The sequence below is a fragment of the Paraburkholderia sp. A3BS-1L genome (genome assembly GCF_051125215.1).
Lineage (GTDB): Bacteria > Pseudomonadota > Gammaproteobacteria > Burkholderiales > Burkholderiaceae > Paraburkholderia.
Window position 1 is genome coordinate 951,290 of record NZ_CP120444.1, and the last position, 23,364, is coordinate 974,653.

Here is a 23,364-nt window from a genome sequence, read left to right on the forward strand (position 1 = left end):
TGATCAGAACGGCGACATCCCCACAGCCCCTTCGTTTGAATTCTCCAGCCCGGATTGCTTGACGGGTTCGAACCGGAAAACACCGAACAGGTCCCCAATAGCCGGCACATTTGTGGGCACGTAGGGGTTCGAAGGAAGCTGAACCGGGTTCGGAAGATTGTCGCGGCTGCGCGCCGTAATCGGTCCCAGCGACCAGTTGTGCTCGATGAATTTCACGAGCGAGACGTGATCCGAGTAATCGTGAACCACCCGGCCGCCGCGCGAGTAAGGCGACACGACAATGAGCGGAATGCGCGGCCCGTCCCCGAAAAAGTCGACCGGTTGAATGTAGCCGGAATCGTAATAGCCGCCTCCCTCATCGGTCGTAATGAAGATTGCAGTGGACGCCCACAAGGCAGGGTTCGCTTGAACCGAATTAATGATCTTGTGCACGAACGCTTCATAGAGGCCGAACTTCGAAGAGGCCGGATGTCCATCCAGCAGGCCGCCTGGCTTCACGAAGGAGACAGCCGGCAACGTCCCGTTCGCAATGTCCGAATACAGGTTGCTCGTATCCTGGAGATGCGCGGCCACTAGCGCCGGATTCGTCATGATCGCCGTTTCATACAGAAACGGATTGCAGATATTGCAATAGACACTGGTTGATGGATTGGTCACGAATGTCTTCCAGCCTTCGCCATAGTACTTCCATGAAATGCTGCGTTCGAGCAGGGTGTCAGCGATGGTGCGCACCGGGGAGGGCGGAATAGTGAACGCACTCGTATTGACGGTGCCGTCGCCGTTATAGCCGGGATTGTAGTTATTGAGCAGATAGTACGAGCCGGGCGCGCAATTGGCATTGGGGCGATACGGCAGGCTGTCGAGGTAATGCCGGATTGCGCCCACGCCAGGCTGTTTCGGATCCGAACAATTGCTATAGCTCCCGCCCGAGTAGCCGTCCTGCGCATACCAGTTGTTGGTGCCCGGCTGCGGCCGCGGATTCTCGATCTGGTTTTGCGGCGGCGTAGCGGGATTGCCCTGGCCGTCGGTGTAATAGAGCGCATCGGCCGTGCCGATCATGATGCTGTTCGCGCCCGTGCCGCCCATCACCGGCTGGTGATAGTTGTCGCTGATCGTGTAATGGCGCGCGAGCTCGGTGAAGTAGGGCATGTCGTCGGTGTTGACGTTATAGAACCCAAGGGCCGTAGCGCCTTCGTGGGTTGTCTCGTCTGTGAAATTGGCGGGCTGCGGCTTGCCGTTCGATCCGGCGCCCACCGAGGTTTCAACCCACGCAAACAGGTCCATCTTGCATCCGCTCGGATTCGCGGAAGTGGCGTGCGCGATATTGCAATCGGCTTGCTGCCAGTTCTGATAGAAGCGATGGACCGGACTGTTCATGTACTGGTCGTAGTTCGGGCCGACGCGCGAAATTTGATAAGGACCGCTTTGCAAGTTATAGAGGTTCGCACCGAAGCGCGTATCGGGCACGTCGTTTGGAAGACCTGTCGCGCCCGTGGTCAGATGAACGACGTCGCCAGCTTCGAGCGCGTTGCCCTCTGCCGCCTGTGCAGCCGCAAGCGTGGCGAACGGCGGCGGATTCGCGTCGCTCGCGGCGGTCGGCGCCGATCCCGTGTTCGGCGCTGGCAGCGTCGAATAAGGCTGTTTCGATGCGGGGCTGGCGTCGAATCGTGAGGGATTGGTTGCTTTCGCCGTGTACTGCTCGGCGAGCTTGAAGTTCGGTCCGGGTGAGCCGTCCGCCCTGATGATGCCCTTGGAGAGAAGGTTCGAGATGGTCTGGCCCGCCCGCGGCTGATAGGCGCCGAAGACGTGGTCGAAGGTCCGGTTCTCGCCCACGATGATGATGACGTGCTTGATCGGGGTTGCCGTTGCCAGAGAGGGATCCGTGCGCGCCTGCGGCTGGCCGGCCGCTGCGGAGCAGAAGATGGCCGCGGAGGCCAGCGAAACAGCAGCAAGCAAAGCGGGGGCGGCAGACCTTGGGTGTCTCGGTCTCGATGTCAGGCTCATGTGAGTCTCCATGGAAGCGTTGCACTTCTTCGCAAGACTGGGGGGAGGTTTGTACGGTTTTCCAGATGATTGCGGCGTGTTGCAGGCTGGAAAACTAAACCACTTGCATGACGCTGACGGGACGGTAGTAAGGCGCTTTTATGCCGGTCATGTGACCGTGCCTACGATTGACCTTCATGAATCTTTCGAATACTGCGGGTCGCGCTCGTCGACAGCAGCATGGGCGATTGGGATGCCTCCCAGGCAAGCAGGGATTCGCATTCGCGATACAGGGTCGCCTGGTTGCTCGCGCGCGATGTCTTTGAAGCACCCATCAATTAGTCATGCCTGGTTGATGCGCGGGCCCCAATATTTGCTGCATAGCCGCATATTCTGTAGAAAAGCGCGTGTCAGGGATTTCACCAAGTTTGCGTGCGGCGGTTGCCGTGCGACTCTATGTCTCAGTGCCATTCCCTATGGAGGTAGGCATGCAAGCTGAGACGCTCAAGAATGCAAGGGCCGCGGTTTTTCTTCACCGGTCGGCGTTGTGTCTGCTGATGTTGCCAGCTGCGTGCCTGATCTGGGCACTTCAGGCATACCCTCCACAAGATGCGTATTGGCTCAGCTTTGTCTTTGCCACCTTCGTCTGGCCGTTCGCCGGGATTCTTTTTATCGTCTCGGCAGGGTTCCACACCGGCGCGCCCGGTCAGCAGCCGAAAAAGCGTGCCGGTTGGCGCGCGGCGCACGGGCATTGATTCGCTTCGTGTTTCGCCCCGTGGGGCGCGTCCAGCGCCCCACGAGTCAGCCTGCCTGGGTGCACGTGGCGCGACGCCGGATGGTGCAGCGCAACTGACAAAGCGCGTCAAACCGCAATCAGTTCTCGCACGCCGTCCTGATCCATCGCAGCCCCTTCGCCACCCGCGACGATCTCGCCGCGACGCATCACCCAGTACTGGTCCGCAATGGCTTTCGCGAAGTCGTAGTACTGCTCGACGAGCAGTACTGTCATGCCCATTTCTTCGACGAGCTGGCGCAGTGTCCGGCCAATGTCCTGAATGATCGACGGTTGGATGCCTTCGGTCGGCTCATCGAGAATCAGAAGCTGCGGCTCGCTCATCAGCGCGCGCCCGATCGCGAGCTGTTGCTGCTGTCCGCCGGAGAGATCGCCGCCACGCCGCGAGCGCATGTTCCACAGCACCGGAAACAGATCGTAGATGCGCTCCGGCACGCCCGATGGCGCCTTGCGGCTGGCCGCGCCCACCAGCAGATTCTCTTCGACGGAAAGACGCGGAAAGATATCGCGCCCTTGCGGCACATAGGCGAGGCCTTGCGCAACCCGCGCCCAGGTGGGCAGCATCGTGAGCGCGTTGCCGCGCCAGGCGATCGAGCCGCTCTTCGCTTGCACGACGCCCATCAGGCAGCGCAGCAAAGTAGTCTTGCCGACACCGTTGCGGCCAAGCAAAACGGTCAGCTTGCCTTCCGGCACGGCCAGCTTCACATCGCGCAGGATGTGGCTGCCGCCGTAGTATTGGTTCAGTCCGTCGACTTCCAGCATGGTTATGGCTTCCTGTTTTGCGTGATATCGACGCGAGCATCCGCACGGAATTCGGTGCGTGTTCTATCGGCCCAAATACGATTCGATCACTGATTCGTCCTGCTTTACGTTGTCGAGCGTGCCGTGCGCCAGTACGCGGCCTTCCGCCATCACGGTGACCTTGCCCGTCTCTCCCGCGAGCGCCGCCACGAACTCCATGTCGTGCTCGACAACCATCATCGAGCACGTGCCGCGCAGCTGGTTCAGGAGCTCGGCAAGCTGCATCGTCTCGTCGTCGGTCATGCCGGCGGCGGGCTCGTCAAGCAGCAGCAAGGCGGGCTGTTGCATCAGCAGCATGCCGATCTCGAGGCGCTGCTTCTGGCCGTGCGAAAGCTCGCCCGCCGCGCGTCGCGCTGCGCTTTCGAGGCCGATGATGCCGAGTGTTTCCTCGATGCGTGCCTGCGCGCTGCGATCGAGGCGTGCGCGCAGCGAGGCCCACCAGCCCTTGTCGGTTTTCATCGCGAGTTCGAGGTTTTCCCATACCGGGTGCTGCTCGAATACGGTCGGCTTCTGGAACTTGCGGCCGATGCCCGCATGCGCGATCTCCGGCTCGTTCATGCGCGTGAGGTCGATGGTCTGGCCGAGGAACACCTTGCCGTGATCGGGGCGGGTCTTGCCGGTGATCACGTCCATCATCGTGGTCTTGCCTGCGCCGTTTGGTCCGATGATGCAGCGCAGCTCACCGGCGTCGATAGAGAGCGTGAGCGCGTCGAGCGCCCGAAAGCCGTCGAAGCTGACGACCACGTCGTCCAGATAAAGGATCGCGCCGTGCGAGACGTCGATTTCGCCGGGCGTGACGACCCGGCCAAGCGACGCCACACCGCTGAGCGCATGGTCCGATGCGTCTTCGTTCAGGAGCATGGAGTGCGGTGTCATCGGTCATTCCTTCGCGCGGCGGCGTCGTTCGAGGCGGGATTCGATCAGGCCCATGATCCCGTTGGGCAACAGCAGCGGCACCAGCACGTAAATGAGACCGAGGAAGAACAGCCAGTATTCGGCGAAGTACGCGGTGAAGAAGCTCTTCGCGCCGTTCACTGCGAATGCGCCGATGATCGGCCCGATCAGCGTGCCGCGCCCGCCCACGGCGACCCAGATCGCCATTTCGATCGAATTGCCCGGCGACATCTCGCTCGGATTGATGATGCCTACTTGCGGCACGTACAGCGCACCGGCAATCCCGCACAGCACGGCGGAGACGACCCACACAAAGAGCTTGTACGCGAGCGGGCTGTAGCCGAGGAACATCAGCCGCGTTTCGCCGTCGCGCACGGCGGTGACGACGCGCCCCAACTTCGACGTGACGATGAATCGTGCCCCGAGAAATGCGAGCACGAGCACCGCGAACGTCATCAGGCAGAGCGTGGTGCGGGTGCCGGGGTGCGTGATCGGAAACCCGGCGATACGCTTGAAGTCCGTGAAGCCGTTGTTGCCGCCGAAGCCGGTTTCGTTGCGGTAGAAGAGCAGCATGGCGGCGAACGTGAGCGCCTGCGTGATGATCGACAGGTACACGCCCTTCACGCGCGAGCGGAACGTGAAGAAGCCGAACACCCAGGCAATCGCGGCGGGCACCAGCACGACCAGCAGCAAGGCGTACCCCAGGTGCTGCGTGCCGGCCCAATACCACGGCATGGTCTTCCAGTTGAGGAACACCATGAAGTCGGGGAGGTCGCTGCCGTACACGCCGTCATGGCCGATCGCGCGCATCAGATACATGCCGATGGCGTAGCCGCCCAGCGCAAAAAAGAGCGCGTGGCCGAGACTCAGGATGCCGCAATAGCCCCACACGAGATCGAGCGCGAGCGCGCCGATGGCATAGCACATGAACTTGCCGGCCAGCGTCATCGCATACGCGGACAAATGGAATGCACTGGACTCGGGCAGCACGAGCGCCGAAAACGGCACGCCGAGGCCTACGGCAACGATCAACGCGATCAGCGCGAGCCAGGCGTGGCGCGACAGCAGCGGAGGGCGCGCTGGCAGGCCGAGTGCGAAGCCTTCTTGCGCAGCGCCTGCCGATGGTGCGCGGGTCTTGTCGGTTGCGTCATGAGGGGAAACGGAGGAGATTGCGGTGGTCATCTCAGGCCTCCGCGCTGCGGCCCTTCAGGGCGAACAGGCCCTGCGGACGCTTCTGGATGAACAGCACGATGAGCACGAGCACCGCGATCTTCGCGAGCACCGCGCCCCAGAACGGCTCAATCGCCTTGCTGACGAGACCGAGACCGAAGCCGCCGATGACCGTGCCGGCGATCTGCCCCACGCCGCCCAGCACCACGGCCATGAACGAGTCGATGATGTAGCCTTGGCCCAGGTCCGGACCGACGTTGCCGATCTGCGAGAGCGCGCAGCCGCCCAGCCCCGCGATGCCCGCTCCGAACGCGAAGGCATACGAATCGATGCGCGCCGTCTTCACGCCGACGCACGCTGCCATGTGGCGATTCTGCGTGACGGCGCGCACGAACAGGCCGAGCCGCGTTTTCGTCAGCACGGCCCAAGCGATGCCGACGACGATCAGCGAGAACGCAAGAATCGCGATGCGGTTATACGGCAGGATCAAGTTCGGCAGCACGGCGACGCCGCCGCTCATCCACGATGGATTGGACACCTGAACGTTCTGCGCACCGAAGATCATCCGCGTGGCCTGGATCAGAATCAGGCTCACGCCGAAGGTGGTGAGCAGCGTCTCGAGCGGGCGGCCGTACAGGTGCTTGAGCACGAGCCGCTCCAGCGCCATGCCCACGAGCGCCGCCGCGAGGAACGAGGCCGGAATCGCGAGCAGCGGATACCAGTCGAATGCGCCGGGTGCGTAGTGCTGGATGAAGTTCTGCACCGCATACGTCGCGTAAGCGCCGATCATCAGGAATTCGCCGTGCGCCATGTTGATGACGCCGATCAGGCCATAGGTGATCGCGAGGCCAAGTGCCGCGAGCAACAGCACGCTGCCAAGCGACAGGCCCGCGAACACGGTGCCGGCGATCTCGCTGCGGCGCTGGATGGCGTCGAGCGAGTCGATGCCTTCCTGAGCGGCTGCGCGAATCGCTGCGTCCGGCTCGGCATAAGTGCCGTCGGGTTGCTTCGCGACGAGCGGACGCAACAGCTCGTACATGTCGAGATCCTGCCGCGCCGCGACGAGCTTTACCGCCTCGAGACGCGTCGCGGCATCGGGGTTGTGCAGCGCGGTCATCGCCCATAGCGTGTCGAGGCGCCGCTTCAAGGCCGGATCAGTTTCTTTCGCGCGGGCCGCGTCGATCTGCGCCTTCATCGACGGATCGGGATTTTTCAACAGCGCTTCGACGGCCGAGCGGCGCGTGGCGAAGTCCGGTGAATCGAGTTGCAAGCCGGACAGCGCGCCGGCCACTTTCGAGCGCAGCAGATTATTCAGCGTCACCGGTTGCGCGTCGCTCGCGGCAACGGTTTTGCCGGTGACGGCGTCCTTGAGCGTGTCGCCGTTTTGCAGCAGCACTTCGCCGCTATCGGTCACGAGCACGCTGTCCTCCGAGAGCGCCTCGAGCATCGCGCGCGACGGCGCGTCGTGACTGGTGATCAACTTGTCGATCGCCGCGGATTTGGCGTCGAAGTCGTCTTGCGCGAGCGCAGCGAGATCGGCGGCCGTCAACGCAAAGACGGCGGGACTGGCGAGCGCGAGCAGGATCGAAACCAGCAGCGCGCGCAGCGATTGGCTATGGGTCATGTAATGGCGTGCATCGTGCAGCGGTTGAGAGCGCCCGCCGGAGCGCGGCGGGCGGCGTGGACCACGACGGGCTGGCCCATCAAGGGCTGGCCCACAACGGGTTGGCCCATCGCGGGCCATGCATCGATCAGGCAATCACGCGACGCGACGTCGGCGCAGGAAGTCCGGAATCGACGACACCACATCCGGCTTGCCCTGATTGCCAGCGATGAACGGGCTCCACGGTTGTGCGCGCACCGTCGTCTTGGTGCGCCAGACCACGTTGAATTGACCGTCCGCGCGCACTTCGCCGATCATCACCGGCTTGTGCAGATGGTGATTGCCGTCCATCTCGAGCTCGAAGCCCGAAGGCGCATTGAACTTCTGGCCGATCATCGCGACGCGCACCTTGTCGACGTTGGTGCTCTTCGCCTTCTCGACCGCCTGCTTCCACATGTGGATGCCCACGTAGGTCGCTTCCATCGGATCGTTCGTCACGCGCTTGTCGCCGCCGGGCAGATTATTCTTTTTCACCCAGTTGGCGAACATCGTCTTGAACTTCGTGTTCTGCGGATCGCGCAGCGACATGAAGTAGTTCCAGGCGGCGAGGTTGCCGACGAGCGGCTTCGTGTCGATGCCGCGCAGTTCTTCCTCGCCCACCGAGAACGCCACGACGGGAACCTCGGTGGCCTTCAGCCCCTGGTTGCCGAGCTCCTTGTAGAACGGTACGTTGGAGTCGCCGTTCACGGTCGAGATCACCGCGGTCTTGCCGCCCTGCGAGAAGGTCTTGATGTTGGCGACGATGGTCTGATAGTCGCTATGCCCGAACGGCGTGTAGACTTCCTGAATGTCTGCATCGTGCACGCCTTTCGAGTTCAGGTATGCGCGCAGGATCTTGTTGGTCGTGCGCGGGTAGACATAGTCGGTGCCGAGCAGGAAAAAGCGTTTCGCGCCGCCGCCCTCGGCGCTCATCAGGTATTCGGTGGCGGGAATCGCCTGCTGGTTCGGCGCGGCGCCCGTGTAGAACACGTTGCGCGACATCTCCTCGCCTTCGTATTGCACCGGGTAGAACAGCAGGCCGTTCAACTCCTCGAACACCGGCAGCACCGACTTGCGCGACACCGAGGTCCAGCAGCCGAACACGACCGCGACCTTGTCGCGCGTGAGAAGGCCGCGAGCCTTCTCGGCGAAGAGCGGCCAGTTCGACGCGGGGTCCACGACCACCGGCTCGATCTGGCGACCCAGCACGCCGCCGCTTGCGTTGATTTCGGCAATCGTCATCAGCGCGGTGTCTTTCAGCGACGTCTCCGAGATCGCCATCGTGCCGGACAGCGAGTGGAGGATGCCAACCTTGATCGGGCCTTTGTCGGCGCTCTGCGCGAATACGGCAGGTACTTGTGCTGCGATCCCCGCCATCCCCGCTGCCGATGCCATTTTCAGAAACTCGCGCTTTTTCATTTATCGTCCTTAAGGATTAAAGGTGGTGTGGATCCAGGAGGCAGAACGACCGCGAGTGAATGCAACTTCCGGGCCAATGCGCGCAAGCGGGGCGCAATCCGGGTGGACCACGGACGGGTGTGCGGATTGAATGATCGGAAGGCGGGCCAACGATGGATGATGTCGGTGCGCGCGCGCCATCGTGGTGCGCGGCGCACGCATTGAGGGACGGGCCAGGCTTACACGTCACGCAAAAGCCGTTGGCGCTCATGCGTGAATTGCTGCGCGTCGTGCGGCCCGGTGCGATCGTGCTAGCCGCTTCCACGAATGCGTTTAATCCTTTCCTCGCGCTTCTGTTTGCGTTGCTCGGGCGCAGGTAGGGATACGCGAGCATGAGTAACGCGCACTGCGGCGACGCTCGACTATACGGTCGAATCGCTGGGTCATTTGGCGTCCCCGGCCTTCGGAAATGCTTCCCACCGCCAGATCTTTACGGGGCCTGCGTCATGAATCTTGACGCCGTCGCTCTTTCGCATGGTGCGCTCCGGAAACTTCTCGTCCTTGCGGGTCGACTACCCAGGTTGATGCGTTTGGCAAACACCATGCAGGTATCGCCTCCATTGTTGATCGATTGGACGCCACGACGAGCTTGTGTCGGATTCGTCGGAGCATAGTCACCTGGCCTCACGGTCGGTGACCATGTTTTCGAATCGGACGGTTAGTCGTCTATCACCCCGGTGTAGCCGCTCTCGCGGATGCGCAGGGCTTTTTCCTCGCGCTTCTGCTTGCGCATTTCGGGTGTCAGGTAGGGGTAGGCGCGGCGGATTTTTACGCGGTCAAGGTCATACATACCTTCCTTTGTCGGGCCGAAGAAGCCCAACTCGACATTGACCGGAAAGCGGCTATCGATATGCTCGTTCGCGCGGTAGCGACAGATCGTGATCCAGTCGTTAGGCGGCGACGCAGGAAAGCAGTTGCCCTCCTGCCTGTTACCGCCTGTATCGACCCAGTAATCGGCTAGATCGAGCCGCCTTTGTATTTCGGTCCACGTAAACCCACGAACCGGCTTATAGAATCGGAGAAGAAGTTGTGACGGCACAACTGCTACTTTTGATCGGTCCTCGAAGTAATTCAATGGATCAGCCTCCGTAGTCATTACGAGTTTCGATGGTGGCATCGTGTCGTTTTCATATCGATAGACACGTCCTGTATTCTCGGGGCCTTCGTCCGTAGATTTGATTACTCCAAAAATTCCACTTTCCGGATTGAATGATTTTCCGTCACGCAGGATCGTCATGGCCTCATCGAGCATTGCGAGAATGGCTTCATGTTGCTTGTCCATGTTCTGCTCATGCATTGGGCTTGCCTCCGATTGCGGTGACTGTATCGCCGTACTGCTTTGTGCATGCGCCTGGATTGACCCGGAATTTACCATCAGGATCACGCCAGTATGAAGTAACAATCTCACCACACGTCCATGCGTCTTCTTCATGTAACTGACTCCTATAGCCTTTCTTTTCATCTACCATCAGTTTCGCGACTTCCGGCGTAACGTTCCTCAACTTGCATACTTCCTGCTCGACAATTTCGAGATCCTTCAGGATCGGTGCAAGCTTCGGATTGGCCTTCGTTGTTTTTCCACAAATTCTCCAGTAGTAGTCGAATACAAGCATCCGGTGCATGCCGATTTTTGCCAATTCATCCGCGGGGAATTTTGTCCCACTCGCAATTGTGAGCGCATTATCATTAACGGTATTTTGGTAGCAAATTCCCAACCCTCTGAAATTTGCATAGTCGCCTGGGTAGCTGTGAAACAGGGAGATCATCCAGTACCGTTGTTGGCAATGCCGTGATTCGTGATAGAGCGTATCTGCAATATCACGAAGCGTCTCGCTCAAATTCCTCCGTGCAGTGTCGAGAGCTTTTCCTGTCAATGATTTATCGTCCAATGGTTTGGCATAGCTCACAATCCTGTCCACGCGTGTTGTGTTGATCGCGATGGTCCAATATTCCGATACAAAGCCACCTGCGTAGTCGGCTTTCATTCCGTACTTCGGATACCCTTCCGGTCCAACAATCACGACTTCAGGCATAGCACCGTATCTTTCTTCGGACCCAGCACGCAATCCGAACGGTCCGTCCTGAAGCGCAGCCCATAGCGACGGCTGAATGGCTGAAACGATCGTTTCGTAGAATACGTTCGACGGACCTTTATCCAGTCCTACCCAGTCTATCGCTTCAAGTGCCGTCTTGATTGCCGCTGTATACGTCTTCGCGACCGGATATTCGATGTTGTCGCGGCGTTGATACTTCAACGGTGTGTCTTCCGCTGTTGCGCCTTTGAGAAGCCGATACCGCCGGAGACCGAAATTCAGCGCATCGCAGGTGAAGTACTCAGGCTGCTTGGCTTGTGACGTGACGTTTTCATCGGGGGTACTCGCGCTCTTGCCGCCAATGGTCGTAGTGCGTTTCGCGGGAGGCTCCGATGGCGGGGTAACCGAGCGACTGGCATCGTCGTAGACCGTTACATGGGTCACGCCGATTACGTCATCAGGCGAACTTTGCGACATCAACTCAACCACGCCGAACGATATGGTATTGCTTGTCACCATCTGCAATTCGCCCAGCTCACTCGTCACGCCCTCAATGATCTGTCCATCATCGAGCGTGAGGCGGTACGGCTGATTCGCCACCGCGAAGCCGCCGCCGTCCTCAACCAGTACATGATGCGCTGCGTACTTGCCGGGGTTGTCGGGCGTAACGGGGAAATCAACCGGTCGCGCCTGCGGATCGTCGGTCGCATGGTCCCCCGCGTGAACGAGGAATTTTCCATCGGTATAGATGGTAAGACCTTCGGGGCGCATGCGCAGCAACGTTCCGCCGCAGCGAATATCCACGCCGTTCTTTCCCGTTATCTCCACGATGCCCTGCGTACTCGTAATAGTCATGTCCTTCTGGGACGATTGCGTCATCGAGTCGGTGCGCGACTCGATACGAACCGGTCCCGGCGTGACAAATGACAGCGCCTTCTGCGCGTATAGCGAGATGGTCTCGCGCACCGAAGCGAGGAACGATTTGCCCGTCGCGATGGAGACATGCCCGCCAGTGGTCATCGCGGTGTGTTCGTCGCTCGCAATGTGCGTGCTGCCCGCCGCCGCCGTCTGGATGCCCGCCGCGCTCGAAAGCGTGAGGTGCGGCGCTTCGAACTCGGGGAAATCGTCCACGCCCGGATGCGCCCCGGCAGCAGGCTTGCCGCGCAACTCGGCATTGTCGCGGCGCATGCTTGCGGTCACGCTGGACTGATCGCTGCCCGCGTCCTGCGCGCCGTGCCGCTGCGCCTGCCGCGCCATGCTCTTGTGAATGTCGCGCGCACGCGTGAGTCGGGCGATGGTCTCGCCCATCTCCTTCATCTTGCCCGCCGCGCCGAGCTTCACAATGGTGGTCAGCAGCATCCCGAGTGCGCGCAGGACGCCCTGCTTTTCTGACTGTAGCTCGAAGCCTTCGCCGCGCCCCTCCTGCCGCCCTTCGTTGCCTTCGATGCGCGTGATATAGCCCAGACTCAGGCTGCTCTTCGCATGATCCGATGCCAGTTGGGCCTGCTGACGATTCTCCGTGTCGTCCAGCACGAGATGGTTCGATGTATTGCCGTTACCGAGCGTGCGGCTCACGATGCCGGTGAGCGCACGATTTGCCGGCAGCTTCCACGGTGGCATGTTGTCCTGATTCGACACGAACGCAGCGACAATGGGCCGGTCAGGATCGCCGTTGACATACGCGACCAGCACCTCCTGACCGGGCCGCCCGTGCATCACCACGCCCATCTGGTCGCCCTGCCACGGCAGCGCGAGGCGTACCCAGATGGACGTATTCCCGTGATAGTTGCCCTCCCGGTCCCAGGCGTACTGGATCCGCACACGGTTATAGGCATCGACCATTATCGGGTGCTGCTCCCACCCGACAATCACCGCATTTTCGTATCCTTCGATGCGTGGACGCGGCGTGACCTGCGGCATGCGATAGGGCTCTCGCGTGGGGTGCAGTTCGAACTGGGCGTCAAACTCATATTCCGCCACGCCACCGTCGAGCTTTGACGACAGCCCCTGAGTTCCCCGGATATCGATCCTGCAATCGAGCACGAGATATTCGCCGTTCGCCCCGGCGTGCGGATGGTCCGTCAGCGTGAATGTCCTGCCCGATTCGATACCACGCAGCGCGCCCTGGCCCTTCGCACGGATGCGCCCACAGCGGGCGGCTTCGAGCTTCACGCGCGCGAGATGCTGGGCCTCCTTGCGCCAGGCCTTTGCTTCCTCCGGTCCCGGACTATCCACCGGCTTCGAGTGGTAGCGGGTTGTTTCCGGCTGCGCGTATTCGGCGGGCTCGTAGGACTCGATTCGTTCACTATCGAAGATGTCTGGATGGCTATTTCCGTGCTTGATACCGTACTCTTCGCGATATGGCGCGCTGTTCGCGCTCAGTCGCGGCGAAATATAGCTGTGGTCATGGACTACGACCCTGTTGAGCGCAACCGACGTGCGCCAGGACAGATGCGTGACATATTCCCTGTCGAGATACCCGCCATTGGGACGATAAGGCAGCGTTGCGTAGGGCGCGGTCTGCGCCTTGCAGGCACGGATGCTGTCCGCGATGACAAGGAAATGGCGGCCTTTACTATGTTCGAACCAGATCAGAAAGCCGAATTCCTCGCACAGGCGCATGCAGAAGTTCCAGTCCGTTTCCGATGCCTGCCGGATGAAATCGCGTCGCGGAGACGGCGTGTTCTCGATACGAAATTTGATATCGTGGCTGTACGATTTAAGGATCGTATGGAGAATGTCACAGATGCTATTTTCAATGAAGATGCGCGAGTTTTTACGCAGCGTCGCGCACCACCAGATCGGACGCAGCACGAATTCATAGACGACGTTATCGCCTTCGGTGCCCAGCACTTCGGCATCTGCAACGATGCCGGTGATTTCGCGTATGCCAGTGCGTTCGCGGTCATGGGGCTCGCGCCAGTGGCGACTTGTTGTGAAAACGTCCTTGAATGTCAGCGTGATGGCCGAGCCCTTGATGGCGTCGAGATCGACTTCGAATTCGTCGGTGGCAAACCACTCCGGGTGGGGAACGGATCTGACCGCCTCGATGCGATATTCGAAAAGCTGCCCGATGGCTTCATGGCCTGTAATGCGTCGCGGCAGAAGGACGTCCTCACTGTAGTCCTGTTCCCGTCTCCCCCTTTGCAGGGTGATTTCCCGTACGGGCAATTCGGGACCGCGCATGCGCACGGGGGTGTTGTATTTTCTGGGGAACCACATGCTCAGGTCCCCCGCTGTAATGTCGCGCCGCAGGTTGTGGTGTCACCGATGAACGCCACACGCACGCCGCCATGCGTGCGCCTGCCCTTAGCGACGATTGGAAAATCGCCGCCGCATTTCGCGCACCGTACAAGGTGACCGTCGAGCGCGACCGGTACGCCGTGGTGTGTGAGGTTCGACGCGGCCTGAATGACTTCGCCGCCGTGGTCTGTGATATCGCCCAGGCGCGCAACGTCGCGCCCCGTTACTGCGTCTCTCATCGGCTCTGACCTCCAAAGGAAAGGGGGTGGCGGCAACTTGCGTTGTTCGCGGACGCCTATCCTTTGCTAGCCAGTTTTTGCCTGGAACACGAAAAATCCGAAAACCGGGCCGGAAGCTATGTCGTGCGCATCACGCGGCCCGGAAATTCATATCCGTTTGATATTCGATAAATTTTTTCTAGCTATCCCAGTCCCGAATGGGAAGACGCCATACGCGTCACTCAGCGTACGAAGGAAACGGCGATAAGCCTCGCCGAACGCTGTAGCGTGCATCGGCTCGCTGTCGCGGCTCACGTCGCCATCGTCGAAGCCGATCTGGTCGGTATTCGCCTGCGCCGTTATGAGATGATTCTCCTTTGTTTCCATTGTCTGGAATGCATTGATGCAGGCGTTCTCCCATGACGACCCACTTGATTGACAGCATTGAAAGCGAGGCCAGAAACCCGCAGCGGTTGCGCTTCGGCATCGTGCTGTTGCCCAACTTCACCTTGACGGCTTTTTCCGGTTTCGTGGACCTCCTGAGGCTCGCGAGCGACGAGGGCGACATGAGCCGGCCGGTGCGCTGCTCTTGGACCATCGTCGGAGAAAACCTCGTTCCCGTGCGCGCCAGTTGCGGGATTCAGATCACGCCGTGGACGACCTTCGCCGAAGCCGGGGAATTCGATTACGTGGTGATCGTGGGCGGGCTGCTGCATTCCGGACCCTCGGCCAGCGACGCGACGCTCGCCTTCATCCGCGCCATGGCCGATACGCCGGCCACCCTCGTGGGCGTTTGCACGGGTGCGTTCGCGCTCGTGCGGGCCGGCGTGATGAGCGGTTACCGGGTTTGCGTGAGCTGGTTTCACTACTGGGATTTCGTCGAGCGCTTTCCGCACGTGGACGAGCGCGATCTCGTTGCCGACCGGCTCTTCGTGATCGACCGGCGGCGCATCACGTGCTCGGGCGGCCGGGCATCGATCGACGTGGCGGCGGCCATCCTGTTGCGCCATGTGGAGGCCACGATCGTGCGCAAGGCGCTGCGCATTCTGCTCGTGGACGATGCACAGAAAGGCAACGCGCCCCAGCCGCATCCGCCGGGCCTCGAGCCCGCCACGCATCCCAAGGTCCGGCGCGCCATCTTGCTGATGGAGCAGCATATTGGCCAGCCGCTGAGCTTGCCGGAGCTTGCGCGCCGGCTCGAAGTGTCGGTTCGGCAACTCGAACGGCTGTTCACCTCGGAGACGGGCCGCTCCCCCGGCACCTACGCAAGGCAGATTCGCATCCGCATGGCCTCGTGGCTGTTGACGAGTTCGGATCGCACGGTGGCCGATATTGCATCGTCGTGCGGATTCTCCGATGCTTCGCACCTGGGCCGCGAGTTTCGCAAGGAGTTTGGCGAATCGCCCAACGAATACCGCACGACGCGGCTGCCGGACACGCCCGACGTGCCGCCCGTGCTGCCCGAGGTACATTGATTTCGCTGGCGCGCATGGGCCCGCGTGGCTATTCGGTCCTCATGTCAACGGGTGGACGGCGAGTCCCGGTTTGACGTATCGATGCGCCCATTTCCGCGCGTATCCTCTAAAATTCGAGGGCACGCTGCAACAAGGAGTGGACATGAACAGGGACAGAGCCGAACACATTCTGATCGAGGCTGATTCGGTTGCCGAGCTGGTGCTAGGCGGCTTCGATATGACGATTGACACTTCGGAAGGGCGCGCGTTGTACGAGCGCGCATTCACGGCTTACGTTCGCAGTGAGATTGGCGATTTGCCGATGGCGTCGCTGTATGATGCGCTGAAGGGCTCGGCGGGAACCTTGCCGTCGTAGTGCAGGCGCGGTATGGGGAGCCCGCTTCATGCGCTCGCCGCCCGCGATCACACGGGCGATTTCACGCCGCCGCTTCGGATTCCATCCGCTCGAGATAGCGCAGCAGCTTGCTCACCATCACGACGACCGTGAGCGCGAGGATCACGAAGAACACCGCAAGCGGCGTGAGCACGTGCACGGAAACAAAGCCCGCGAACCCCATCATCGCCGAAGACACGAGCAGCAGCGCGCATCCGAGTATCGCGCTCGTCAAGCCCGCAATGTGCGGAAACAGTGAATTGCCCTTGGCCATCAGCGTGGGATACATCGCGCCCGCGCACAAGCCCATCACGAGCACGGGCGCTGCGAGCGTCCAGACTTGCAGGCCCACCGTAAGCGAGAGCGCCAGCATCGTGATCGCCGCGCCCGCCATCACGCGCGAACCGAACCGCAGCCGCCACTCGGGGCTCGGCAGGCGCGGACCGTGCAGCCGGTTCGACAGGCCGCCGAGGAAATACATCATGCCGATGCCGAGCGCGAGATAGCCGAAATAGGTCGGCGGCTTGTGCAGCGTGTTCAGCACCATGAACGGCCCGACGATATTGAACACGAGCAGGATGCTGTAGCACAGTCCCTGTGCGAGAAAACAGCTCTGGAACACCGGGCTCGCCAGCACCTTGCCCGCGTTCGCCATGAGCGTGCGCGGCTCCAGATGCACGGGCTGCGGCAGCGTCTCGCGATAGCGCCAAAGCACCGCCCACATTCCGAGCGAATAGAGGAGCAGGAACACGAGGCAGGCCTGCCAGCCGAACCACGTTTGCAGGTGCGCGCCAATCACGGGCGCGACGATGGGCGCGAGCCCCCACGTGATCGACATATAGGTGTACGCGTGCATCAGCGCCTTGCCGCTGAACGAGTCGGTGATGATGGCCTTGGCGAGCAGGTTGGTCGTGGCGATGCCGAAGCCCTGCAGACAGCGGGCCAGCACGAAGGTCTCCAGATTGGGCGCGGCGAGCGACAGCACGCAGCCGATCGTGTAGATCACGAGCCCGAACGCGAGCACGCGCTTGCGCCCATATGCATCGGCGACGGGGCCGAAGACGAGCTGGCCGATCGCGTAAGCGGCCATGTAGCCCGAGACGCTCGACTGGATCGCCTGCGGCGTGGTCGCGAAATAGCGCGCCATCGCGGGCAGCGCGGGGACGTAGATGTCGATGGCGAGCTGGCCCGCGGATGCGTACAGGCAGATCATCGCCAGCAGGAAGCGCGGTGAGTTGGTTGCGCGCGCAAGCGTCGTTGCGCGCTTGGAGGAAGAGGCGGACATGAGGGAAGTAATGGGTGCGTAGCGGGCGTTTCCGGGTATTTCGATAGCGTCCCGCACGATTTCGCCATGACCAAAGCCATCGGCGGGCCATATACTAACATTCCCCCGTGGTTCGAGTTTGCCGCGCATGAATTGCAGCGCAAGGTGCGGAGTTCATTGCGGCTGTCGCGCCGGTAGACTGGATTCGTTCGATTTTCCACTGGAAACAAGATATGGCCGATGCAGAACTGGTTGCGCGAAGGGGCTGCGGCACGAATTGGGCCACGAAATGGGCTACGAATTGGACCACAAGCGGTGACGCGATCTGGGCAGACGCAATCGAGTCGCTCGACCGTTATGGCAACGCGGTGCTGCCGTCCGTGCTCCGGGTGCAACAATGCGAGCAGCTTGCTGCACTGTATTCGCGCGACGACTGCTTTCGTTCGCGCATCGTGATGGCGCGCCACAATTTCGGACGCGGCGAATACAAGTACTTCGCCTATCCGCTGCCGCCGCTGCTCGAACGGCTGCGCCACGCGCTGTACCGCCGCCTTGCGCCGCTTGCCAATCGGTGGAACCGGCAGATGGGATTCGACGTGCAGTATCCCGACGAGCTCGACGCGTTTCTCGCGCGCTGCCACGCAGCCGGACAGACGCGTCCCACGCCGCTCATGCTGCGCTATCGCGAGGGCGACTACAACTGTCTGCATCAGGACCTTTACGGTGAGCATGTATTTCCGCTTCAGGTGGCGATTCTGCTTTCGGCGCCGGGCACCGATTTCACGGGCGGCGAATTCGTCATGACCGAAACGGGAAGCCGTGATCAGCACGCTGACGTTGTCGCGCTGGAGCAGGGCGATGCCGTAGTGTTCGCCGTCAATCAGCGGCCGGACACGACGGCGAGCGCGCGTGGGCGCGCAAGCGTGCGCCGCGTGGCGATGCGTCATGGCGTGAGCGTCGTGCGCAGCGGCACCCGGCACACGCTCGGGCTGATCTTTCACGATGCGCGCGCGGCATCGACATCGGAGCCGGCATGAATGCGCACGCCATGATCGAACGTTTCGATGTTGATGCCGTGGGCGCGCAACTGGACGCCGAAGGTTACGCGGTGTTGCCACACTGTTTCGATCCGCGCGAAGCACGCGCGCTCGCGCGCTTGCTGGAGGATGGACTGCTTTCGTCCGTGCCGTCGGAACCCGGCAACGGCGAACGGTTCGACTTCAATGAGGGCCTGCCGCCGCTCTTGCATGCGTGGCGCGAAGCGCTCTATCGATGGCTGGCGCCCATGGCGAACCGCTGGCATGCGCTGGCGGGTCTCGAACCCTGCTTTCCCGCCGAATTCGAGGCCTTTTCCGAAGCTAACCGGCGCGCCGGACAGCATCGGCCGCAATCGCATCTGAGCCGGTTGCGCGCAGGCGATCGCCTCGCGCTGCATCGCCACGACGAGGGTGAGCAAGTATTTCCGTTTCAGGTGATCGCGCTGCTAAGCGCGCCGCAGCGCGATTTCACGGGCGGCGAATTCGTGATGACCGAGCAGCGCCCGCGAATGCAGTCGCGGCCCATGGTCGTGCCGCTCGCACTCGGCGACGCCGCCATCATCGCGACCGCGCAGCGCCCCGTCGAAGGCGCGCAAGGCCATTACCGCGTCAAGCTCAAGCACGCGATCAGCCGCGTGCGAGGCGGCGAGCGCTTTGGCATGGAGTTGATTTTTCACGATGCGCGTTGAAAAAGGCACGCGATTCGGTAAAAACGTTATGCCCATAAAGCCAATAAGTGGGCCGCCGCGTATTTCTGGCACTCGCCGCCGAAAATGAATATAAATGAGAATGTGCTCGTGAAAACGTTGCTGATAAAATTTAAAAAATAAATAAAAATAAATGGCCGTTGTGATCTTGCGTCGAAATTACATATGCGGCGGAACATAGGGGGTTTTCGGTGCAACGAGATGGGTTTGTATCAAACGGGGCGGGATAAATCCAATAACTGCCAACGTCAAGCGCTCCAATATATTCGGGTGGTTTGCGCTATTTGTCCCTTTATCTATCCGAATGCGGGCTCGCCGCTCATCGCAATAATATTCACATCTGGTTACAAGGCCTGACTTTACCCTGCAATCGGCCTTCCCCTATGCTCGACGCATACAAATCGCCCGCTCAGCTATCGGCTGCGAAGGCTATCTGGGAAGTCAGTCGATGGGTGACGGGTTGGCATGCCACCGCCGCCGTGATTGCAGCGGATTCCACGTCTTCCCGAGGTTAACCGGAGCGTCAGATGTTGCATGCCTTCTTTTTCGATGCAGCCGCGAGTCAACCGCATATGCCGGCGTTGTGGGCACGCGGGTGCACTTACCACTACGGCGAGATTCAAGCATGGGCTCGTCGCGTGTCGTCGGGACTGCACGCGGCCGGCGGGACCAACGACGTGCGACGGTGCTTGCTCTTCGGGCATCGCAGCGCCGCCGCCTATGCGGGGATACTGGGCATTCTCGACGCCGGGTTGGCCTATGTGCCGCTTAGCACGAGGATGCCGGCAAGGCGCATTGCCGCGATCATCGAAGAGTCCGGTGCGCCGTTGATGCTGGTCGACCGGCATGGCGCCCGGGCGCTCGAGGAGGTGTTGCCGCTGCTTGCGCAGCCGCCACGGATATTCCTGCTCGACGAAGATGCGCACGACCTCTCTTTGCCGTTGCTGCCGAGCGCGCCCTATGTGCAGCGCAAGAGCGCGGAGAGCGATGTTGCCTATGTGCTCTTCACCTCCGGTTCGACGGGGACGCCGAAGGGCGTGCCGATCACGCATGCGAACGTCAGTGCCTATATCAACGGGCAGTTGCGCATACATGGAAAATCGGATGACGCACGATATATACAGTTATGCGAACTAGTATTCGATCCGTCCGTGCATGACATGTTCGTCTGCTGGGCGAATGGCGCTTGCCTTTACGTGCCTGAGACCGTCGATCCGCTCTATAACGCGGACTTCATCAAGCGTCACGGGATCACGCACTGGAATAGCGTGTCGTCGGTGGCGGGATTCATGCAGCAGATGCGCAAGCTGACGGCGGACGCCTTTCCGAGCCTTCGGGTATCCCTGTTCGGTGGCGAGCCGCTGGCCCGCTCTCTGGCGCAAGACTGGATGCGCGCGGCACCCCATAGCCGGTTGCTGCATATGTACGGCCCCACCGAGGCGACGATCGCCTGCACGTATTTCGAGGTCGATGCCGGATTCGTCGAGGATCGGCGCCACGCTGTCGTACCGCTTGGCGGCGCGCTGCCGGACGTGGAGTGGGTGATTGTCGACGATGAACTCGACCCCGTCGCGAACGGACAGAAGGGGGAACTGCTGGTGGCGGGCCCGCAGATTGCCGAGGGCTATCTATCGCCCGACGAGGCCGGCAATAGTCGTTTCGTGGTCGGGCGCTATCCCGGCCGGCGCGCGCAACGCTGGTATCGAACCGGCGACGCCGTTCGCATAACTGAGCAATATGGCCTGGTGTTCGAGGGACGTCTGGATTCGCAGGTCAAGATTCGCGGCAACCGGATCGAACTGGAGGAAGTCGAGCGTGTCGTTCAAACGTGTAGTCAGGCTGCGCAGTGCGCGGTGATTCCATGGCCGGTGGACGAAGCTGGCCAAGCCGCAGGGCTGGTGGCCTTCGTGACCGACGCCAGCGGCGAGCCCGGGCAGATTCAGCGGGCGTGCCGCGAGCGCTTGCCGCTACACGCCGTTCCGCAACGGATCGAGGTTCTTGACGCGCTTCCGCTCAACGTGAACGGGAAAATCGACCGATCCGCGCTTGCGAGGCAATACGCGGGCGACACGATGGCCGTCTGATGCCCGTGCTCGTTCGAGGCAACGCATAGCGAGCCGTCGTCGTGCGGGAACGCGCGCACGGGATGTTGGAAAGAATGTCAGTAAGAGGGGGAATCAATGAAAGCCGCATTGCGCCGCATTATTTCGGAAACCGCATGCCTCGACGTGCCGGTCGAAACCTTGAGCGATGCCGACGATCTATACGCGGCCGGACTGTCGTCACTTGGCACGATTCGCGTGATGCTGGCTGTCGAGGAGGCGTTCGGCATCGAGATGCCGGCTGAGTTGATTACGTTCAATTTGTTCACGAGCATCGACGCGCTCGCCGGAACGCTCGCACCGTTCGTGCGTGATGGGCAGGCCGCGCGTGTGCCCGTCGCAGCCTTGCCGCGACAGCCATGAGAATGAAGCCAACCATGAGGCCCGTCACCCTGGGCGGCTGCTATGGGTCGCTGCATCTGCCTGCGGGCGGCGAGGCAGGCACTGGCGTGGTGCTGTGCAATCCGTTCGGCTATGACGCACTATGCGCATATCGCGGCTGGCGCGAGTTGGCAGAGCGCCTCGCGCACGGCGGCGTATCCGTTCTACGCTTCGATTATCCAGGCGCCGGTGATTCGACCGGCAACGAGGAAGATCCGCAGCGTTTTCGTGCATGGATCGACAGCATCAAGATGGCGACGCGCTATCTGCGCGCAGTCAGCGGCGCAACGCGCGTGATCCTGTGCGGATTGCGCTTGGGCGCGATGCTTGCGGCGCTGGCCGCCGAAGAAATGGGCGACGTGGACGGGCTCGTATTAATGGCGCCCGTAATAGCCGGGAAGCGCTATATCCGCGAACTGCGCATGCAGCATGAGAGCTGGCTCAAGACCTCCAACGGCAGCGCGACCGCCGATGAGGTGCGCGAGGCCGTGGGGGCATTCGGGTTTCAAGTGCATGCGGACACGCTCGAGCCACTCGCCGCGGTCAACCTCGCGCGACGCGAGCGTCGTCCCGCACGCCGCGTGCTGATTCAGGACGTCTGCAACAACGCATCGCTGCACGAACTCGCGGCGCGCTATCGCGATTGGGGCGTGCGCACGGACGTGGAAATTTTTCCCGAATACGACAAGTTCCTGGTCGACCCCCGGTCCAGCGTAGCGCCGCAACGCGCCTTCGACGGCGTACTGGCGTGGCTGGGATTGCAGCCCGGTATGCCTGCGCGGCCAGCGGCTCAATTGCTTGCGCCAGCCGCCGACGCCCGCATCGATTTTGCGGCGGGTAACGAGAAGCCGGTGGTATTCGGGGGCAAACGCTATGCAGGCGTATTTTGCCGGCCATGTCACGCGAATCGCCGCGCGCCCGCCGTGCTGATCGTCAATACAGGAGGCGTTCACCGCGTCGGCGACGCAAGGCTTGCCGTGCTGATGGCGCGAAGGCTGGCGGCGCAAGGCATCGCCTCGTTGCGCATGGATCTGGGCGGCCTGGGAGATAGTTTGGATCACGAAGATTCACCGACACTCGATGACACCTATGCGCGGCATGCGGTCGACGACGCAGGCGCCGGCGTGGATTGGCTCGTCGCGGCCGGATACCGGGAGGTGGTGACGTTTGGCGTCTGCTCGGGGGCGTGGGTCAGCATGCATGCGGCTTTGGTCCATCCTGACGTGGTGGGCTGCATGTCGGTCAATCTGCCTTTTTTCTTTTGGGGTGGACCGCAAACGAAACCGGGTGCCCGGCGTATCGAATCCAGCCAGGTGTATCGGCGCTCGGTCCGCAACCCGCGCAAATGGCTCCGCTTGCTGACCGGCCGCGCGAACGGACTGGCGATCGCCGCGGAGTTGGCGCGCCGCTGGTCCGTGCGCCTGACGTCGCTCGCCGGCAGTCCGTTCGAGGGACGGTTCGGCTTCAACACCTCCACGGGCGCGACCCGCAGGCTCTTGACGGATCTCGAGCGCAAAGGCGTAAAGACATCGCTGATCTACGGCTCGCTCGATGCAGGGCTCGATGAACTGGAGATGCGTTTTGGACGAAACGGAAGCGAACTCCGCACGCTGACTCATGTCACGACCGAGGTGATCGAGAGGGTGGATCACTCGTTGTTCTCGCGCACCGCGCGTGAAATAGTGATGGCGCGTTTCGAAGCATTCTTGCTCGCGATGGCACTCGACGCCGGGCACGCAGACGTTCCTGATTGCAGGGATTCGCACCTGCGTGTGTTGTGCAGGATGTAG

The 23,364-nt window shown here is 61.6% G+C and carries 19 protein-coding genes; 8 read left to right on the forward strand and 11 right to left on the reverse strand.

The window, feature by feature from the left end; genetic code table 11:
- Window positions 1-3: 3 nt before the first annotated feature.
- Complete coding sequence (locus P5W99_RS29470) at window positions 4-2,004, reverse strand: alkaline phosphatase family protein (protein ID WP_434664676.1); 2,001 nt, start codon at window positions 2,002-2,004, stop codon at window positions 4-6.
- Window positions 2,005-2,471: 467 nt separating this feature from the next.
- Between P5W99_RS29470 and P5W99_RS29475 the strand changes: the two genes are divergently transcribed.
- Window positions 2,472-2,738, forward strand: coding sequence for a hypothetical protein (locus P5W99_RS29475; protein ID WP_421027361.1), 267 nt, complete (start codon window positions 2,472-2,474; stop codon window positions 2,736-2,738).
- Between the two features lie 107 nt (window positions 2,739-2,845).
- Here P5W99_RS29475 and urtE read toward each other — a convergent pair whose 3' ends face one another.
- The 9 genes from urtE to P5W99_RS29520 all read right to left on the reverse strand — a co-directional run bounded on the left by urtE (window position 2,846) and on the right by P5W99_RS29520 (window position 14,622).
- On the reverse strand, window positions 2,846-3,538 hold the full coding sequence (gene urtE, locus P5W99_RS29480; protein ID WP_421027362.1) for an urea ABC transporter ATP-binding subunit UrtE: 693 nt from the start codon (window positions 3,536-3,538) through the stop codon (window positions 2,846-2,848).
- 63 nt (window positions 3,539-3,601) lie between these two features.
- Window positions 3,602-4,453, reverse strand: a complete 852-nt coding sequence (gene urtD / locus P5W99_RS29485) for an urea ABC transporter ATP-binding protein UrtD (protein ID WP_421027363.1) — start codon at window positions 4,451-4,453, stop codon at window positions 3,602-3,604.
- A gap of 3 nt (window positions 4,454-4,456) precedes the next feature.
- Window positions 4,457-5,653, reverse strand: a complete 1,197-nt coding sequence (gene urtC, locus P5W99_RS29490; protein ID WP_434664679.1) for an urea ABC transporter permease subunit UrtC — start codon at window positions 5,651-5,653, stop codon at window positions 4,457-4,459.
- A 1-nt stretch (window position 5,654) separates the two neighbouring features.
- Window positions 5,655-7,265, reverse strand: a complete 1,611-nt coding sequence (gene urtB / locus P5W99_RS29495; protein WP_421027365.1) for an urea ABC transporter permease subunit UrtB — start codon at window positions 7,263-7,265, stop codon at window positions 5,655-5,657.
- 135 nt (window positions 7,266-7,400) lie between these two features.
- Entirely contained in the window at window positions 7,401-8,702 is a 1,302-nt protein-coding gene (urtA, locus tag P5W99_RS29500; RefSeq protein ID WP_421027366.1) for an urea ABC transporter substrate-binding protein, read from the reverse strand.
- Between the two features lie 697 nt (window positions 8,703-9,399).
- A complete protein-coding gene (locus P5W99_RS29505; protein WP_434664681.1) occupies window positions 9,400-10,023 on the reverse strand; it encodes a hypothetical protein in 624 nt (207 codons plus the stop codon).
- Window positions 10,024-10,030: 7 nt separating this feature from the next.
- Window positions 10,031-13,996 (reverse strand): type VI secretion system Vgr family protein, encoded by a 3,966-nt coding sequence (locus P5W99_RS29510; RefSeq protein WP_434664682.1) that lies wholly within the window; start codon window positions 13,994-13,996, stop codon window positions 10,031-10,033.
- A gap of 2 nt (window positions 13,997-13,998) precedes the next feature.
- On the reverse strand, window positions 13,999-14,256 hold the full coding sequence (locus tag P5W99_RS29515; RefSeq protein WP_421027180.1) for a PAAR domain-containing protein: 258 nt from the start codon (window positions 14,254-14,256) through the stop codon (window positions 13,999-14,001).
- A gap of 147 nt (window positions 14,257-14,403) precedes the next feature.
- Entirely contained in the window at window positions 14,404-14,622 is a 219-nt protein-coding gene (locus tag P5W99_RS29520; RefSeq protein WP_434664683.1) for a hypothetical protein, read from the reverse strand.
- A gap of 32 nt (window positions 14,623-14,654) precedes the next feature.
- Here P5W99_RS29520 and P5W99_RS29525 point away from each other — a divergent pair, with 32 nt between their 5' ends.
- Complete coding sequence (locus P5W99_RS29525) at window positions 14,655-15,710, forward strand: GlxA family transcriptional regulator (RefSeq protein ID WP_421027370.1); 1,056 nt, start codon at window positions 14,655-14,657, stop codon at window positions 15,708-15,710.
- Between the two features lie 142 nt (window positions 15,711-15,852).
- On the forward strand, window positions 15,853-16,065 hold the full coding sequence (locus P5W99_RS29530; protein ID WP_421027371.1) for a hypothetical protein: 213 nt from the start codon (window positions 15,853-15,855) through the stop codon (window positions 16,063-16,065).
- A 61-nt stretch (window positions 16,066-16,126) separates the two neighbouring features.
- Here the strand turns inward: P5W99_RS29530 and P5W99_RS29535 are convergent, their stop codons facing one another.
- A complete protein-coding gene (locus P5W99_RS29535; RefSeq protein WP_421027372.1) occupies window positions 16,127-17,368 on the reverse strand; it encodes a multidrug effflux MFS transporter in 1,242 nt (413 codons plus the stop codon).
- A 212-nt stretch (window positions 17,369-17,580) separates the two neighbouring features.
- Here P5W99_RS29535 and P5W99_RS29540 point away from each other — a divergent pair, with 212 nt between their 5' ends.
- The 5 genes from P5W99_RS29540 (at window position 17,581) to P5W99_RS29560 (ending at window position 23,364) form a co-directional block, all read left to right on the forward strand.
- Window positions 17,581-18,384, forward strand: coding sequence for a 2OG-Fe(II) oxygenase (locus P5W99_RS29540; RefSeq protein ID WP_421027373.1), 804 nt, complete (start codon window positions 17,581-17,583; stop codon window positions 18,382-18,384).
- Complete coding sequence (locus P5W99_RS29545; protein ID WP_421027374.1) at window positions 18,381-19,073, forward strand: 2OG-Fe(II) oxygenase; 693 nt, start codon at window positions 18,381-18,383, stop codon at window positions 19,071-19,073. Before P5W99_RS29540 ends, P5W99_RS29545 begins: the two co-directional genes overlap by 4 nt.
- 545 nt (window positions 19,074-19,618) lie before the next feature.
- Window positions 19,619-21,175, forward strand: coding sequence for an amino acid adenylation domain-containing protein (locus P5W99_RS29550; RefSeq protein ID WP_421027375.1), 1,557 nt, complete (start codon window positions 19,619-19,621; stop codon window positions 21,173-21,175).
- Window positions 21,176-21,271: 96 nt separating this feature from the next.
- The gene (locus tag P5W99_RS29555; RefSeq protein ID WP_421027376.1) at window positions 21,272-21,556 is read left to right on the forward strand and encodes an acyl carrier protein; all 285 of its coding nucleotides are present in this window, start codon (window positions 21,272-21,274) and stop codon (window positions 21,554-21,556) included.
- 14 nt (window positions 21,557-21,570) lie between these two features.
- Entirely contained in the window at window positions 21,571-23,364 is a 1,794-nt protein-coding gene (locus tag P5W99_RS29560) for an alpha/beta fold hydrolase (protein ID WP_434664686.1), read from the forward strand.